16 protein-coding genes are annotated in these 15,253 nt (G+C 56.3%); 11 read left to right on the top strand and 5 right to left on the bottom strand.

The window, feature by feature from the left end; all coding sequences use genetic code 11:
* The first annotated feature begins 111 nt into the window (after nucleotides 1-111).
* From cytR to rraA, 5 genes are all read left to right on the top strand, one after another.
* Nucleotides 112-1,149 carry a DNA-binding transcriptional regulator CytR gene (gene cytR / locus ACLIBF_RS00860; RefSeq protein WP_031377649.1) on the top strand — a complete coding sequence of 346 codons (1,038 nt, stop codon included), beginning with the start codon at nucleotides 112-114 and terminating at the stop codon, nucleotides 1,147-1,149.
* 153 nt (nucleotides 1,150-1,302) lie between these two features.
* Complete coding sequence (ftsN, locus tag ACLIBF_RS00855) at nucleotides 1,303-2,253, top strand: cell division protein FtsN (protein WP_279810185.1); 951 nt, start codon at nucleotides 1,303-1,305, stop codon at nucleotides 2,251-2,253.
* A gap of 89 nt (nucleotides 2,254-2,342) precedes the next feature.
* Entirely contained in the window at nucleotides 2,343-2,873 is a 531-nt protein-coding gene (hslV, locus tag ACLIBF_RS00850) for an ATP-dependent protease subunit HslV (protein WP_031377651.1), read from the top strand.
* Between the two features lie 10 nt (nucleotides 2,874-2,883).
* A complete protein-coding gene (gene hslU / locus ACLIBF_RS00845; RefSeq protein ID WP_031377652.1) occupies nucleotides 2,884-4,221 on the top strand; it encodes an HslU--HslV peptidase ATPase subunit in 1,338 nt (445 codons plus the stop codon).
* A gap of 156 nt (nucleotides 4,222-4,377) precedes the next feature.
* Nucleotides 4,378-4,863 (top strand): ribonuclease E activity regulator RraA, encoded by a 486-nt coding sequence (gene rraA / locus ACLIBF_RS00840; RefSeq protein WP_009088032.1) that lies wholly within the window; start codon nucleotides 4,378-4,380, stop codon nucleotides 4,861-4,863.
* Nucleotides 4,864-4,917: 54 nt separating this feature from the next.
* On the opposite strand, the gene zapB is transcribed toward rraA, so the two are convergent.
* Complete coding sequence (gene zapB / locus ACLIBF_RS00835) at nucleotides 4,918-5,157, bottom strand: cell division protein ZapB (protein WP_031375614.1); 240 nt, start codon at nucleotides 5,155-5,157, stop codon at nucleotides 4,918-4,920.
* Nucleotides 5,158-5,562: 405 nt separating this feature from the next.
* Here zapB and ACLIBF_RS00830 point away from each other — a divergent pair, with 405 nt between their 5' ends.
* The 3 genes from ACLIBF_RS00830 (at nucleotide 5,563) to glpX (ending at nucleotide 9,066) form a co-directional block, all read left to right on the top strand.
* A complete protein-coding gene (locus tag ACLIBF_RS00830; protein ID WP_448309141.1) occupies nucleotides 5,563-6,417 on the top strand; it encodes an MIP/aquaporin family protein in 855 nt (284 codons plus the stop codon).
* Between the two features lie 30 nt (nucleotides 6,418-6,447).
* Nucleotides 6,448-7,959 (top strand): glycerol kinase GlpK, encoded by a 1,512-nt coding sequence (gene glpK, locus ACLIBF_RS00825; RefSeq protein WP_046289522.1) that lies wholly within the window; start codon nucleotides 6,448-6,450, stop codon nucleotides 7,957-7,959.
* A gap of 96 nt (nucleotides 7,960-8,055) precedes the next feature.
* Nucleotides 8,056-9,066 carry a class II fructose-bisphosphatase gene (gene glpX, locus ACLIBF_RS00820; protein ID WP_031375612.1) on the top strand — a complete coding sequence of 337 codons (1,011 nt, stop codon included), beginning with the start codon at nucleotides 8,056-8,058 and terminating at the stop codon, nucleotides 9,064-9,066.
* On the opposite strand, the gene emrD is transcribed toward glpX, so the two are convergent.
* The gene (gene emrD, locus ACLIBF_RS00815; RefSeq protein WP_031375611.1) at nucleotides 9,056-10,249 is read right to left on the bottom strand and encodes a multidrug efflux MFS transporter EmrD; all 1,194 of its coding nucleotides are present in this window, start codon (nucleotides 10,247-10,249) and stop codon (nucleotides 9,056-9,058) included. The genes glpX and emrD overlap by 11 nt on opposite strands.
* 273 nt (nucleotides 10,250-10,522) lie before the next feature.
* Here emrD and fpr point away from each other — a divergent pair, with 273 nt between their 5' ends.
* Nucleotides 10,523-11,269 (top strand): ferredoxin--NADP(+) reductase, encoded by a 747-nt coding sequence (gene fpr / locus ACLIBF_RS00810; RefSeq protein ID WP_031375610.1) that lies wholly within the window; start codon nucleotides 10,523-10,525, stop codon nucleotides 11,267-11,269.
* On the opposite strand, the gene ACLIBF_RS00805 is transcribed toward fpr, so the two are convergent.
* A complete protein-coding gene (locus tag ACLIBF_RS00805; protein WP_031375609.1) occupies nucleotides 11,260-11,694 on the bottom strand; it encodes a DUF805 domain-containing protein in 435 nt (144 codons plus the stop codon). The two genes, fpr and ACLIBF_RS00805, sit on opposite strands and share 10 nt — an antisense overlap.
* Before the next feature lie 100 nt (nucleotides 11,695-11,794).
* On the opposite strand from ACLIBF_RS00805, the gene ACLIBF_RS00800 reads away from it, so the two are divergent.
* The gene (locus tag ACLIBF_RS00800; RefSeq protein WP_031375608.1) at nucleotides 11,795-12,385 is read left to right on the top strand and encodes a DUF1454 family protein; all 591 of its coding nucleotides are present in this window, start codon (nucleotides 11,795-11,797) and stop codon (nucleotides 12,383-12,385) included.
* A 120-nt stretch (nucleotides 12,386-12,505) separates the two neighbouring features.
* The gene (gene tpiA / locus ACLIBF_RS00795; protein ID WP_031375607.1) at nucleotides 12,506-13,273 is read left to right on the top strand and encodes a triose-phosphate isomerase; all 768 of its coding nucleotides are present in this window, start codon (nucleotides 12,506-12,508) and stop codon (nucleotides 13,271-13,273) included.
* Nucleotides 13,274-13,302: 29 nt separating this feature from the next.
* On the opposite strand, the gene ACLIBF_RS00790 is transcribed toward tpiA, so the two are convergent.
* Complete coding sequence (locus ACLIBF_RS00790; RefSeq protein WP_046289521.1) at nucleotides 13,303-14,076, bottom strand: CDP-diacylglycerol diphosphatase; 774 nt, start codon at nucleotides 14,074-14,076, stop codon at nucleotides 13,303-13,305.
* A 148-nt stretch (nucleotides 14,077-14,224) separates the two neighbouring features.
* The gene (locus tag ACLIBF_RS00785) at nucleotides 14,225-15,214 is read right to left on the bottom strand and encodes a sulfate ABC transporter substrate-binding protein (protein ID WP_031375606.1); all 990 of its coding nucleotides are present in this window, start codon (nucleotides 15,212-15,214) and stop codon (nucleotides 14,225-14,227) included.
* Between the last annotated feature and the right edge of the window lie 39 nt (nucleotides 15,215-15,253).

The raw sequence follows: 15,253 nt of genomic DNA, 5'->3' as shown, positions 1-15,253 counted from the left end.
TTATGCAAATTAAGTAACAACCAGCCGGGCAATCGTTAACAATGTTGCCCGGCTTGCTTTTAGATCAGGCAAAACAGAATCGAACGCGCCATAACGCGTCAGGAGCATGTGTTGGAGCAGAATCAACAACCGCCCGCCGCCACCATGAAAGACGTAGCGGAAAAAGCGGGCGTCTCAACCGCCACCGTTTCGCGTGCGCTGATGAACCCGGAGAAAGTCTCTGCCGCCACCCGGCAGAAAGTTGAGCAGGCGGTTGCGGCGGTGGGATATGCGCCGCATGGGCTGACCCGCAACGCGCGCCGTAACGATACCCAGACCATTCTGGTGATTGTTCCCGACATCTGCGATCCCTTCTTCAGCGAAATCATTCGCGGCGTCGAAGTCACGGCGGCCGCAGAGGGCTATCTGGTCCTGATTGGCGACTGCGCGCACCAGAATCAGCAGGAAAGAACCTTTCTGAACCTGATGCTGACGCGGCAGATCGATGGCATGGTGCTGCTGGGTTCACAGCTCCCCTTTGATGCCAGCGTCGATGAACAGCGCAATTTGCCACCGATGGTGATGGCAAATGAGTTTGCGCCGGAAATGTCACTGCCCACCGTACACATCGATAACCTGACCGCCGCGTTTGAAGCGGTCAATCATCTGCTGCAGTTGGGACACCGGCAAATCGCCTGTATCGCCGGACCGGAAGAGATGCCGCTCTGTCAGTATCGCCTGCAGGGTTACGTCCAGGCGATGCGCCGCAGCGGCTTAACCGTCGATCCCACCTATATTGTACGGGGCGATTTTACCTTTGAAGCGGGCGTGGCGGCGATGAAACAACTGCTGTCGCTGCCACAACCGCCACGCGCCCTGTTCTGCCACAGTGATATCATGGCGCTCGGGGCGATGAATCAGGCCAGACGCAGCGGACTGCGGATACCGGACGATCTGTCGGTCGTCGGGTTTGATGATATTGAGCTATCGCGTTACTGCGAGCCGCCGCTGACCACCGTGACGCAGCCGCGTTATCAGATCGGCCGGGAAGCGATGTTGCTGCTGCTGGATGAGTTGCAGGGCAAACGCGTCAGCAGTGGATCGCGGCTGCTGGATGCCGGGCTGACCATTCGTGGCAGCACAGCGCCAGCAAAAAAGCGTGAAAAATAAGCGAAATCTGGCACTTTTTTCAGTAGATTCTTAAGGCGAACACTGCTGGTCAAAGTTCCGGCCCTTAAGTAACATGGCGGACTCCTTGCCGGGCGCGTAAAAACCATCGATTCGCCCATTTGGCACTATTTTTTGAAGGGTATCAGAACGAGAGTGGCACAAAAAGATTATGTAGGCCGCGGGCGTTCAACAGGGACGCGTCGCAAAAAAAGCCCCAGCCGTGGCAAGAAGAGTAAGGGCGGTTCGGGAACATCAAAATTGATGATTGTACTGGCGGTTGCGGTGTTGGTGACCTTTGCCGGTGGTTTATGGTTCCTGGCGCATCACAAGAAAGAGGACGTGCCGGTCATTACGGATCATAAAGCCAACGGTAATGGCTTACCGCCTAAGCCAGAAGAGCGCTGGAAGTACATCAAAGAGCTGGAAAATCGCCAGGTCACCGTGCCGACGCCTATCGAGCCCTCATCAGGCGGTGAAGTGAAGTCGCAGACGCAGCTGACCGACGAGCAGCGCCAGTTGCTGGAGCAGATGCAGGCCGACATGCGTCAGCAGCCAACGCAGCTGAACGAAGTGCCGTGGAACGAACAGACTCCGGCTCAGCGTCAGCAAACGCTGCAACATCAGCAGCAGTTGCAGCAACTGCAACGTCAACAGCAGCAGGTACAGCAACAACAACAACGCCAGCAGTTGCAGGCGCAACAGCAGCAGCAACGTCAGCAACAATTGCAGCAGCAACAACAGCGTCAGCAGCAGCAGCAGCAGCAGCAGCAGCAAAATGTACAGCGCCAGACGCAGCCTGCACCGATTACGCGTGAGCCGGTGTCACAACCGAAACCGCAGGAAACGGCGAAGGCCAAGCCCGCCGAGAAAGCCTCTTCTCAGCGCTGGATGGTGCAGTGTGGCTCCTTCAAAGGCACTGACCAGGCGGAATCGGTACGTGCTGGCTTAGCCTTCGAAGGTTTTGAAAGCCGGATTACTACCGGCGGCGGCTGGAATCGTGTGGTTATCGGGCCTTATAAAGACCGCGCCACCGCCGATAGCACCCTGAAACGCCTGCGCAGTTCCGGTCACTCCAGCTGTATTCCGCTCGCCGTCGGGGGTTGAAACCCGACAAACCCGCCCCATATCTGTTTGCATGATCCTCCGCGCCTGGTGCGCGGAGCCTTTTTCCGAATGCAACAAGGGGTCTGCCCGTGACAACAATAGTAAGTGTACGACGCAACGGCCAGGTAGTGATTGGCGGTGATGGCCAGGCTACGCTCGGCAATACCGTGATGAAAGGCAACGTTAAAAAAGTGCGTCGTTTATACAACGATAAAGTGATCGCCGGGTTCGCTGGCGGCACTGCAGATGCCTTCACCCTGTTTGAACTCTTCGAACGTAAACTGGAAATGCATCAGGGCCACCTGGTGAAAGCCGCGGTTGAGCTGGCCAAAGACTGGCGTACTGACCGCATGCTGCGCCGCCTTGAAGCATTACTGGCGGTCGCCGATGAGTCAGCGTCGCTGATCATCAGCGGCAACGGTGATGTCATCCAGCCTGAAAATGATCTGATCGCCATCGGTTCCGGTGGTCCTTTCGCCCAGGCAGCCGCCCGTGCGCTGCTGGAAAATACTGAGATGGGTGCACGCGACATCGTCGAAAAATCGCTGAACATCGCGGGTGATATCTGCATCTACACTAACCATAACGTTAATTTCGAAGAATTACCGTCCAAGGCGTAAGGATTAAAACATGTCTGAGATGACTCCGCGCGAAATCGTCAGCGAGCTGAACCGTTTTATCATCGGCCAGGACAGCGCTAAGCGCGCCGTGGCCATTGCGCTGCGTAACCGCTGGCGCCGCATGCAGCTTGACGAAGAACTGCGTCATGAAGTAACACCGAAAAACATTCTGATGATCGGCCCGACCGGTGTCGGTAAAACCGAGATCGCCCGTCGACTGGCTAAACTGGCGAACGCGCCGTTTATTAAAGTCGAAGCGACCAAATTCACCGAAGTAGGTTATGTCGGTAAAGAAGTGGACTCGATCATCCGCGACCTGACTGACTCCGCCATCAAAATGGTCCGCAGTCAGGCGATTGAAAAGAACAAATACCGCGCCGAAGAGATGGCGGAAGAGCGCATCCTTGATGTGCTGATCCCACCGGCGAAAAATAACTGGGGCCAGCCAGAGCAGGCACCTGAGCCGTCAGCCGCCCGCCAGTCTTTCCGTAAAAAACTGCGCGAAGGTCAGCTGGATGACAAAGAGATTGAGATCGACCTGGCCGCCAGCGGTCCGGGCGTTGAGATCATGGCACCTCCGGGCATGGAAGAGATGACCAGCCAGCTGCAGTCGATGTTCCAGAACCTCGGCGGCCAGAAACAGAAGCCACGCAAGCTGAAGATCAAAGAAGCAATGAAGCTGCTGGTAGAAGAAGAAGCGGCCAAACTGGTCAATCCGGAAGAGCTGAAGCAGGAAGCCATTGAGGCGGTCGAACAGCACGGTATCGTGTTTATCGATGAGATCGACAAAATCTGTAAGCGCGGCGGCCAGAATGCCGGCGGCCCGGATGTGTCACGTGAAGGAGTTCAGCGCGACCTGCTGCCGCTGGTTGAAGGCTGTACTGTTTCAACCAAGCACGGCATGGTGAAAACTGACCACATTCTGTTTATCGCCTCCGGCGCTTTCCAGGTGGCCAGCCCGTCCGATCTGATCCCGGAACTGCAGGGTCGTCTGCCGATTCGCGTTGAACTGCAGGCGCTGACCGTGAACGATTTCGAGCGCATTCTGACTGAACCGAACGCGTCGGTAACCGTGCAGTATAAAGCGTTAATGAACACTGAAGGCGTTAACATCGACTTCACCGCCGACGGTATTCGTCGTATCGCTGAAGCGGCCTGGCAGGTGAACGAGACCACCGAAAACATCGGTGCGCGTCGTCTGCATACCGTGCTGGAACGTCTGATGGAAGATATCTCATATGACGCCAGCGATCGTCACGGCGAATCCGTCACCATTGATGCTGACTATGTCGGTAAACATCTGGATGAACTGGTGGCCGACGAAGACCTGAGCCGCTTTATCCTCTAATCGGCGCGATCAGCACTTTTCTGAAGCCCAGCCATCCGGTTGGGCTTTTTTATGCATGCTCTTGATGCAACGCTGCTTTTTTCCACTGATGATTTTGCCAACAATCAGCATAAAGCGATATACTTACCGCTCCTGTGGCAAACAGACGAAACCCTTATGAAATACGATACATCTGAACTCTGCGATATCTACCATGAAGAAGTGAATGTTGTTGAACCGCTTTTTTCAAACTTTGGTGGGCGCACTTCATTCGGTGGTCAGATTACCACAGTGAAATGCTTTGAAGACAACGGCTTACTTTACGACCTGCTGGAAGAAAATGGCCGGGGTCGGGTGCTGGTGATTGACGGCGGCGGCTCAGTGCGTCGGGCGCTGGTCGATGCCCAGCTGGCGCGCCTGGCGGCCACTAACGAGTGGGAAGGCCTGGTGATTTACGGTTCAGTTCGTCAGGTTGATGAACTGGAAGAGCTGGAGATTGGCATTCAGGCGATCGCGGCGATCCCGGCTGGCGCAGCCGGTGAAGGGATTGGTGAAAGCGATGTGCGCGTCAATTTTGGCGGCGTCACCTTCTTTTCCGGCGACCATCTCTATGCCGATAACACCGGTATCATTCTGTCAGAAGACGCGCTGGACCTCGAATAACGCCAGCCATGAAAAACGGGTGCCTGAGCACCCGTTTTCACGTCAGCTGAGGCTTCAAACCTCTTCCATTTTTCCCAGCAATGCGCGCAGACGTTCCTGCCATACGTGCTGCTCTTCTTTCAGGTGCTGATTTTCACGCATCAGCGCATCGTGGTTGCCCGCGACTTGTTGCGCATCGTTACGCAGTGCGTTGTTCTGCTCTTTCAGCTCTTCGATTTCCATCTGCAACAGGGTGATGGTATCAATCGCCTGCTGTACTTTCGCTTCCAGTTTCTCAAACACTTCAAATGACATCTTTCTGACCTCTCCTAAATTCCTGCAAGGCGTTGATGATGCCAGCGTAAGCCAGCAACGTTGTCCCGATTGTATGTAGCCTCACCCCGCAAGTCCAGCAACGCGGGCGCGCCGGGCGCAGTCTGTAACACTTTTCAGCCAATCCCTAAGATTCCGCTGCGCTTAGCGCGGCTGCACTTTTGCCGCCTGCACCGGCCGCGGCAGTAAGTGCCGAATGATGATTTAAGAAAGCCAGAATACGCGAAAACGCGCATTTTTATGACGCAGTACACAAAAAACGATTTCGCTATTTCTCGTTTATGTTCGTTAACGATAAATTTACATCAGCCCTACAATAAAGCTGGGTGACTCATGGACTGAGAACAAAAACTGATAAAATTTAACCTCGCTTCAGGAACAATTATTATGAGTCAGACAACTAACACGCTCAAAGGTCAGTGTATTGCCGAATTTCTGGGGACCGGCTTGATCATTTTCTTTGGTGCAGGCTGTGTAGCTGCGCTGAAACTCGCCAGCGCCGCCTTCGGTCAGTGGGAAATTTGTATTATCTGGGGCTTGGGTGTTTCCATGGCCGCCTACCTTACTGCCGGTATTTCAGGTGCGCATCTGAATCCGGCTATTACCGTTGCGCTTTGCCTGTTCGCCAATTTTGAAGGGCGTAAAGTCGTTCCCTACATCGTGGCGCAGGTTGCCGGCGCATTCTGTGCTGCCGCGCTGGTGTACGGTCTCTACTACAGCCTGTTTATCGACTACGAGCAGAGCCATCAGATGGTGCGCGGTACGGTTGAAAGTCTCGACCTGGCGGGCATCTTCTCTACCTACCCTAACCCGCACATCGGTGTTGGTCAGGCTTTCCTGGTTGAGATGGTGATCACTGCAGTATTAATGGCGGTCATTATGGGCCTGACGGATGACGGCAACGGCATTCCACGGGGTCCGCTGGCACCCCTGTTGATCGGCCTGCTGGTAGCGATTATCGGCGGCGCGATGGGTCCACTGACCGGCTTCGCCCTGAACCCGGCACGTGATTTCGGACCGAAGATCTTCGCATGGCTGGCAGGCTGGGGTAACGTTGCCTTTACCGGCGGTCGTGACATCCCTTACTTCCTCGTGCCGATTTTTGGCCCACTGGTTGGTGCTTGCCTGGGTGCAGTCGCTTATCGCGTACTGATTGCCCGTTACCTGCCAGGCACAGCTCAGGAACCGGCCAGCGTTCCAGCAGAAAAACCGGTTGCGCGCGCTCAGCAGCGTAAAGCGTAAGTTTCACCTTTTATCATCAGGACAGAATTTATGACTACCACCGATAAAAAATATATTGTCGCGCTCGATCAGGGCACAACCAGTTCACGTGCGGTGATCCTCGATCACGACGCCAACATTGTAGCGGTATCGCAGCGTGAATTTACCCAAATCTACCCGAAAGCGGGCTGGGTTGAGCATGACCCGATGGATATCTGGGCGTCACAAAGCTCGACGCTGGTTGAAGTGCTGGCGCACGCCGACATTCGCTCTGATGAGATCGCAGCCATTGGTATCACCAACCAGCGTGAAACCGCCATCGTCTGGGACAAAGAGACCGGCAAGCCAATCTATAACGCCATCGTCTGGCAGGATCCACGTACCGCTGATTATTGCCACAAGCTGAAGAAAGAGGGGCTGGAAGAGTATATCCAGCACACCACCGGCCTGGTGATTAACCCGTACTTCTCCGGCACCAAAGTGAAGTGGATCCTCGACCATGTGGAAGGCGCGCGTGAGCGTGCAAAACGTGGTGAGCTGCTGTTCGGTACCGTTGATACCTGGCTGGTATGGAAAATGACGCAGGGTCGGGTGCATATCACCGATTACACCAACGCCTCACGTACCATGATGTTCAATATCCACAAGCTGGAGTGGGATCAGCGCATGCTGGATATCCTGGATATCCCGCGTGAAATGCTGCCGGAAGTGAAATCATCGTCAGAAGTTTACGGCCAGACCAACATCGGGGGTAAAGGCGGTACGCGTATTCCTATCGCCGGGATTGCCGGTGACCAGCAGGCCGCGCTGTATGGCCAGCTGTGCGTTCAGCCTGGCATGGCGAAAAACACCTACGGTACCGGCTGCTTTATGCTGATGAACACCGGCACCGAAGCGGTCACCTCCACGCACGGCCTGCTGACCACCATCGCCTGCGGTCCACGCGGTGAAGTGAACTATGCGCTGGAAGGCGCAGTGTTTATCGGTGGTGCCTCCATTCAGTGGCTGCGTGATGAGATGAAGCTGATCAGCGATGCGGCTGACTCTGAATACTTCGCCATGAAGGTGAAAGATACCAACGGCGTTTACATGGTCCCGGCCTTTACCGGCCTGGGTGCGCCTTACTGGGACCCGTATGCCCGCGGCGCCATCTTCGGCCTGACGCGTGGCGCCAATGCCAACCACATCATCCGTGCGACGCTGGAGTCTATCGCCTATCAGACCCGCGATGTGCTGGAAGCGATGCAGAACGATGCCAATACCCGTCTGCAGGCGCTGCGTGTGGATGGCGGTGCGGTTGCCAACAACTTCCTGATGCAGTTCCAGTCTGACATTCTCGGCACCCGCGTTGAGCGCCCGGAAGTGCGTGAAGTCACGGCGCTGGGCTCTGCCTACCTGGCAGGTCTGGCAGTCGGCTTCTGGCAGGATCTGGATGAAGTCCGCTCTAAAGCGGTGATTGAACGTGAGTTCCGTCCAAGCCTGGAAACCACCGAGCGTAACTTCCGTTATGCCGGCTGGAAGAAAGCCGTCGCCCGTGCTCAGGCATGGGAAGATCAAGAGTAAGATCAACGCCCGCGACCGTTGCTGTCGCGGGCCTTTTCCCCGCCGCTCTCCCCCGCTGTGTTACACTGCCTGCCTGTTTTTTGTCAGGTAGATGCCATGAAACGAGAACTTGCGATTGAATTTTCCCGCGTAACCGAGGCTGCCGCGCTGGCAGGCTATCACTGGTTAGGACGCGGCGACAAAAATGCGGCCGACGGTGCCGCTGTCCATGCTATGCGCCACGTACTGAACTCGATTGAAATCGACGGTCAGATTGTGATCGGTGAAGGCGAAATCGATGAAGCGCCGATGCTCTACATCGGTGAGAAAGTCGGTACCGGGCGCGGCGATGCGGTCGATATCGCGGTCGATCCGATCGAGGGCACCCGGATGACCGCCCTCGGCCAGGCAAACGCTTTGGCGGTAATGGCCGTCGGCGACAAGGGCAGCTTTCTTCATGCACCCGATATGTACATGGAAAAGCTGATTGTGGGTCCGGCTGCGCGTGGGCAGATCAATCTCGACCTGCCGCTGGAAACTAACCTGCGAAATATTGCCGCGGCGATGAATAAACCGCTGGCACAGTTAACCGTGTCGATTCTGGCGAAGCCGCGCCATGACGCGGTCATCAGCGAGCTGCAACAGCTTGGCGTGCGGGTATTTACCTTCCCGGATGGCGACGTCGCGGCCTCAATCCTGACCTGCATGCCGGACAGCGAAGTGGATGTGATGTATGGCATCGGCGGCGCACCGGAAGGCGTGGTTTCAGCGGCGGTGATCCGCGCGCTGGACGGCGATATGCAGGGCCGGTTACTGCCGCGTCATCAGGTTAAAGGTGACAGTGAAGAGAACCGGCGGCTGGGCGAACAGGAGCTACAGCGCTGTGCTGAGATGGGTATTGAAGCGGGTAAAGTGCTGCCGCTGGATGAGATGGCGCGCAACGACAATGTGGTGTTTGCCGCCACCGGCATTACCAGCGGCGACCTGCTGAAGGGCATCACGCGTCAGGGCAATATCGCCACCAGTGAAACCCTGCTGATTCGCGGTAAGTCACGCACCATTCGCCGCATCCAGTCGATTCACTACCTCGACCGTAAAGATCCGGCGCTCCATCCGTTTATCCTGTAACCGGCTGGTTGCCGCGCTCCGGCTGACGTGAGAGCGGCAACCAACACAGCAGCATCACCAGCGCAGTAAAGAACATCAGCATTCCGAGGCTGAACTGATCGTGCTGCGGCATCAGCGCCGACAGCCACGCCACCAGACCGGATCCGAGATTCTGCATCCCGCCAATCAGTGCGCCCGCGCTGCCAGCCAGCCAGGCGTAAGGTTCCATTGCGCCCGAGGTTGCCAGCGGGAACAGCATGCCGGCACCAAAGAAAAACAGCGCCGCCGGCACCAGCAGCGTCCAGATATTCATCACGCCAAACCAGGCCGGCACCCACATCAGCACTCCAGCCAGCAGGCAGCTATTAACGCCCCACCACATCAGGCTGTGCCAGGAGCCCTGCTCGCGTCCGGCGAACCAGGCACCAAAAAAGGCCGCCGGAATCGGCAGGATAAACAGAATGCTGACGGTCAGGCTGTTCAGGCCGAGCACGCCGCCCAGCAGTACGCCACAGCTCGACTCAAACACCGCAATCCCCGCCAGCGCGCCAATCAGCAGTACAATATAGCGAACGAAATTGGCGTCACTGAGCAAACGGACATAGCGCTTAAAGAACGGCGTGACTTCTGCACTGTAGGGACGGGTTTCCGGCAGCCAGCGCGCCATAGAGGCGGTGACGGCCAGGCAGAGCAGCAGCAGGAAGGCGAAACAGGCATGCCAGCCAAACAGCTGTGTCAGCAGAGCGCCAATCACCGGTGCCAGCAGCGGGCTGACCAGAATCCCCATATTAAGCAGGCTGTTGGCCCGGCGTAGCGCGTGTCCCTCGTAGAGATCGCGCGGCATGGTACGGGCCATTACGCCCGCTACGCCGGTTCCCAGTCCCTGCACCGCGCTGCCAAGCACCAGCATATTAAGCGACGTGGCCATCAATGCGGTGATCGCGCCGATCATAAAGATCATCATCCCCGCCAGGATCACCGGCCGGCGTCCGACACTGTCCGACAGGGGACCGTAGATCAGCTGCGATCCACCGTAGGTCATCAGATAGGCTGCCATCACCCGTTGCAGCGCACCATCGCGTACGTTTAGCGCGTCAGCCATGGCGGCCATCGCCGGTACATAGATGGTCTGCGCCATCTGCCCGACTGCCACCAGCACAATCAGCATCACCAGCAAGCGGCGATTTTCCAGTTTATTCATCATGATTGAGTAACATATCTGTCTGAGAAAAGAGGTTAAAACAGCCGTTAACCGGCTGAGTGTTTCGTTATGGCGTGAAAAATATCAGGATTAAATGACAAAGCGAGAGGCAGCGAAAAAGGGTCGGACTTGCGCCCGTCAAGTTTATGCACCAGCTTGTAAAGGTAACGCAACAGTTTGTCGATTAGAGCCTTTGTCCGGACGCAGGGTAGCAATCTCGCGGCACAGTCGCGAAAATAGCCATCTGCCTGAATAATCAACAACCAGGGAGTGATTATGGCCGAGTGGGTCAATGCTCAAGTGAAGGAAGTTAAAAACTGGACGGATGCGCTGTTCAGCCTTCGGGTTCAGGCGCCAGTCGATCCGTTTATCGCCGGCCAGTTTGCCAAGCTGGCGTTAGAAATTGATGGCGAACGTGTCCAGCGTGCTTACTCCTACGTCAATGCGCCTAAAGATGACCTGCTGGAGTTCTATCTGGTCACCGTACCGGACGGCAAGCTCAGCCCGCATTTACACGCGCTGCGTCCTGGCGATCAGGTAATGGTGACCAAAGAGGCGGCCGGTTTCTTTGTGCTGGATGAGGTACCGGACTGCCGGACCTTGTGGATGCTGGCGACCGGCACCGCCATCGGTCCTTATCTTTCTATGCTCCAGCAGGGCGAAGGTCTGGACCGGTTTGAAAATATCGTGCTGGTTCATGCGGCGCGTTACGCTGCTGACCTGAGTTTTTTGCCGCTGATGCAGCAGTTACAGCAGGTTTATCACGGCAAGCTGCATATCCAGACGGTAGTCAGCCGCGAACAGATCGCCGGTTCACTCACCGGCCGGGTGCCTGCGCTGATTGAAAATGGCGAACTGGAACGCGCAGTGGGATTACCGCTCGATGCCGACAGCAGCCACGTAATGCTGTGCGGCAACCCGCAGATGGTGCGTGATACCCAGCAATTGCTTAAGGAGACGCGCGAGATGCGCAAACACCTGAAGCGCAAACCGGGCCACATCACCAGCGAACATTACTGGTGAGCCGCCTGCCAGTAACGCACAGGCTGCGCCGCGGCACCAAACCGGTTATCGCCGGGGGTGCCGCGAAACACGCCGAGATCGAGTAGCAGTCCAGCCAGTATCACAAATGGAATGGCCCGTCCCACCAGCCACGGCAGGATGCCGTCTAACATGCTCCAGTTTCCCGCCACCAACAGCCAGGCTGCAATCAGTAAAAATCCCCAGTAGCCGCGACGATTACGATCGTGCAGACGCTTTACCAGCACCGCGCTGGCGGGCCACAGCAGGCATACCACGCCGAATGCGGCCATTTGCGTATCCAGCCACTCATTCGCCGCTAAAACGAATAATAAGGTGGTCGTCAACAGCCAGACCGCCTGCCAGATCCAGAAGTCACGTCGCCCCAGCCGGCCACGATAAGAAAAACACCATTGTTGTAACGTCATGCATTATTGTCCCAGCAGAAATTAAAGCCGCCGCGCTTTTGACCTCGCGGATAAAAACCGTTCTAATTTGGGCCTGAGTTTACTGGTTAGGGTCGACAAAATGAAGAATTTGCCTGGCGCACTGCTGTTATCGCTTGCGCTGACGGTTCCGGCATTTGCCGCCGATCCGCAACCGCAGGATCGGGCCGACGCGCTGCCCGCTGCGCCTTATCTGCTGGCGGGTGCGCCCACCTTTGATATGACGATCGGCCAGTTTCGCGAAAAGTACAATCTGGCTAACCCGGCATTGCCGCTGCTGGAGTATCGCGCCATCGATAATCGCGGTGACAAAAGCAACCTGACGCGCGCCGCCAGCAAGATTAACGAAACCCTGTATGCCTCGACGGCGCTGGAGCCGGGAACCGGCAAAATCAAAACGCTGCAGATTACCTGGCTGCCGCTGCCCGGTCCGGATCAGAGTGCGTCACAGGAGAAAGCGCTGGCCTATATGACCGCTTCGCTGCGCTTCTTCGTCCCGGGTTTAAGCGCTGAAGAGGGGCGTAAAAAGCTGGATGGATTGCTGAAAGAAGGTAAGGGATCGCCCTACTATGCTCACGTCGAAGGCGCGTTGCGTTTTGTGGTGGCTGACAATGGCGACAAGGGATTAACCTTTGCGATTGAACCGGTCAAACTGGCGCTCGCGACCCCCTGATGATGTGGGCAAAAATGACGAAAAGCAAAGCCATCGCCACATTTGATCTCTATACTGTCTGGCAGACAACGCTGCCAGCTGGCAGTGATTTTTCATGTATCGCGTTATGCGGAGGATAGAATGCGACATCCACTGGTTATGGGTAACTGGAAGTTGAATGGCAGCAAGCAGATGACAGCCGAACTGATCGACGGTCTGCGCAAGGAACTGTCCGGCGTTGATGGGTGTGGCGTTGCCATTGCACCGCCAACCGTCTATCTCGAGCAGGCGAAACATGCCATCTCTGGTAGCCACATCGCACTGGGTGCGCAGAACGTAGACGTTAACCTGTCTGGCGCCTTCACCGGTGAAGTTTCTGCCGAGATGCTGAAAGATATCGGTGCGAAATACATCATCATCGGTCACTCCGAACGCCGCACCTACCATAAAGAAAGCGACGAATTCATTGCGAAGAAATACGCAGTGCTGAAGTCAGTGGGTCTGGTACCGGTGCTGTGCATTGGCGAAACCGAAGCAGAAAACGAAGCGGGTAAAACCGAAGAAGTCTGCGCGCGTCAGCTGGATGCCGTGCTGGAAACGCAGGGCGCCGAAGCGTTTAAAGACGCGGTCATCGCTTACGAGCCAGTCTGGGCTATCGGTACCGGTAAATCAGCGACCCCTGCGCAGGCGCAGGCGGTGCATAAATTTATTCGTGATCATATCGCGAAGAAAGATGCGGCGATCGCTGAACAGGTCATCATTCAGTACGGCGGTTCGGTCAACGATAAAAATGCTGCTGAGCTGTTTACCCAGCCCGACATTGATGGCGCGCTGGTTGGCGGTGCGTCACTGAAAGCCGATGCGTTTGCCGTGATTGTTAAAGCGGCAGCAGCGGCGAAAAATGCCTAAGCGCTAATGCGCACCCTGAAGGCGGCTAATTAAGCCGCCTTTTTTATTGGCGAGATCAGCTGACAGCGATGATCCTGCACCTCTTCCGCTGAACCACGGTTCAGCAGCAGCCAGTTACGCTCAATCGCCATCAACACCAGCCGTCCGTCAGATAAACCCGCCAGCGCCAGACCATATTTTCCCATCGCCGTACGTGCCTGTGGCACCTCATCCGCCAGACGGATGAAAACGCTTTGCTGTGCCAGCTCTGCGGGCGTCAGCGTGCGCAGCCAGTAGCGATGATTGCGCAGCGTGGTCGCCTGCCACCGCGCCGTAAGCTGCGGCATCAGCTGATCAAGCTGCTGACGCACATCCGGCCGTAAACAGGAGAGATGAATATGGAGCTGGTTCTGGGTGCGGCCGTACTGTGCGTTGATCGCCAGCGAAAGCACCCGATCGTCGATCGGTGAGCCGCGCCGTTGCGCCAGTAACTGGCGTTCATGCCAGGCGAAAGCAAAATAGTTGGGCGTGGTGGTCTTCAACAGCTGCGGGCTTTCAATGCCAGTAATTTTATCGAGCGGGATCAGCAGATATTGCAGCGGGCCGTGAATATCTTTCAGCGTGGCGTAGCGATGCTGCAGATCAACCCGCTGGCAGGGAGCCGGCTCGCCATGCCGCAGCTGATTGGGCAAGCACTTTTCGCTGACGATTTGCCACAGCGCATCGGCGTTTTTTTTGAAATGAAGGGCGGCGGCCAGCATGCCCGCAATCACTAGTATCAGCAGAAACGCAATCAGACCGACTGCGCGACGACGTGGCTGCATAACAATGCTTCCTGTGGGATTCAGCAGCCTGCATCCTCGCCTGGCGATACGCTAATGTCACGGAGAATTGTTTGGGCGGGCCAGCAAATGGCGATGAACGGGAGAGCACAGAGACGCGGCCAGCGCAGGGCGCGCTGGCCGCACCCGATTACGGTTTCATTACCTGGTCGTAGCTGCCGCCATCGGCGAAGTGCGCTTTTTGTGCCTGGGTCCAGCCGCCAAATTTATCCTGAATGGTAAACAGCTTCACTGGCGCAAAGGTGCTGGCGAATTTTTTCGCTACTTCAGCATCACGCGGGCGATAGTAGTTCTGCGCAGCGATGGTCTGGCCTTCTGGCGAGTAGAGATATTTGAGGTACGCATCCGCCACCTTGCGAGTGCCCTTCTCATCCACCACTTTGTCGACTACCGATACGGTGGGTTCGGCCAGAATAGATTCACTCGGTGTAACAATCTCGAACTTGTCTTTACCCAGCTTGTTAACCGCCAGATACGCTTCGTTTTCCCAGGCGATCAGCACATCACCGATACCGCGCTCAACAAAGGTATTGGTTGCGCCACGCGCGCCGGAATCCTGCACTTCAACGTTTTTAAACAGCGCCCGGACGTAGGCCAGTGCTTTAGCCTGATCGCCGTTATTGTGATCCAGTGCCCAGCCCCAGGCGGCCAGATAGTTCCAGCGTGCGCCGCCAGACGTTTTCGGGTTCGGGGTAATCACCGATACGCCCGGCTTGATCAGATCGCTCCAGTCATGGATCCCTTTGGGGTTGCCTTTGCGTACCAGGAAGACGATGGTTGAGGTGTACGGTGCGGAGTTGTCGGGCAGGCGCTGAAGCCAGTTTTTGTCGATACGACCACGCTCGGCAATCGCATCTACGTCGGATTGCAACGCCAGGGTGACCACATCGGCACGAATGCCGTTGATGACCGAGGTAGCCTGCTTACCGGAACCGCCATGAGACTGACGGACCACGACGTTATCGCCGGTTTCCTGTTTGTAGTGCGCACTGAACGCTTTGTTGTATTGCTCATACAACTCGCGTGTCGGATCGTAGGAAACGTTTAATAACTGGATGTCTTTCGCCAGCACGCTGGTTGAGGCCAGCAACAGGGTAATTCCGATACTCCACTTGTTCATTACGCACTCTCCCAATATCGTTATGGGCTAAGCGTGACA

The sequence above is a fragment of the Pantoea sp. PGP6 genome (assembly GCF_053474785.1).
The sequence above is the reverse complement of the archived record's forward strand: the minus strand, read 5'-3'. Positions and strand labels throughout refer to the sequence as shown.

Bases quoted from the DNA above. Each gene is read 5' to 3' on its own strand.
- ACLIBF_RS00830 (WP_448309141.1), top strand. From the start codon at position 5,563: ATGAGTCAGACAACTAACACGCTCAAAGGTCAGTGTATTGCCGAATTT.
- ACLIBF_RS00805 (WP_031375609.1), bottom strand. From the start codon at position 11,694: ATGACGTTACAACAATGGTGTTTTTCTTATCGTGGCCGGCTGGGGCGA.
- glpK (WP_046289522.1), top strand. From the start codon at position 6,448: ATGACTACCACCGATAAAAAATATATTGTCGCGCTCGATCAGGGCACA.
- ACLIBF_RS00785 (WP_031375606.1), bottom strand. From the start codon at position 15,214: ATGAACAAGTGGAGTATCGGAATTACCCTGTTGCTGGCCTCAACCAGC.
- ACLIBF_RS00790 (WP_046289521.1), bottom strand. From the start codon at position 14,076: ATGCAGCCACGTCGTCGCGCAGTCGGTCTGATTGCGTTTCTGCTGATA.
- rraA (WP_009088032.1), top strand. From the start codon at position 4,378: ATGAAATACGATACATCTGAACTCTGCGATATCTACCATGAAGAAGTG.
- hslU (WP_031377652.1), top strand. From the start codon at position 2,884: ATGTCTGAGATGACTCCGCGCGAAATCGTCAGCGAGCTGAACCGTTTT.
- fpr (WP_031375610.1), top strand. From the start codon at position 10,523: ATGGCCGAGTGGGTCAATGCTCAAGTGAAGGAAGTTAAAAACTGGACG.
- zapB (WP_031375614.1), bottom strand. From the start codon at position 5,157: ATGTCATTTGAAGTGTTTGAGAAACTGGAAGCGAAAGTACAGCAGGCG.
- tpiA (WP_031375607.1), top strand. From the start codon at position 12,506: ATGCGACATCCACTGGTTATGGGTAACTGGAAGTTGAATGGCAGCAAG.
- ACLIBF_RS00800 (WP_031375608.1), top strand. From the start codon at position 11,795: ATGAAGAATTTGCCTGGCGCACTGCTGTTATCGCTTGCGCTGACGGTT.
- glpX (WP_031375612.1), top strand. From the start codon at position 8,056: ATGAAACGAGAACTTGCGATTGAATTTTCCCGCGTAACCGAGGCTGCC.
- emrD (WP_031375611.1), bottom strand. From the start codon at position 10,249: ATGATGAATAAACTGGAAAATCGCCGCTTGCTGGTGATGCTGATTGTG.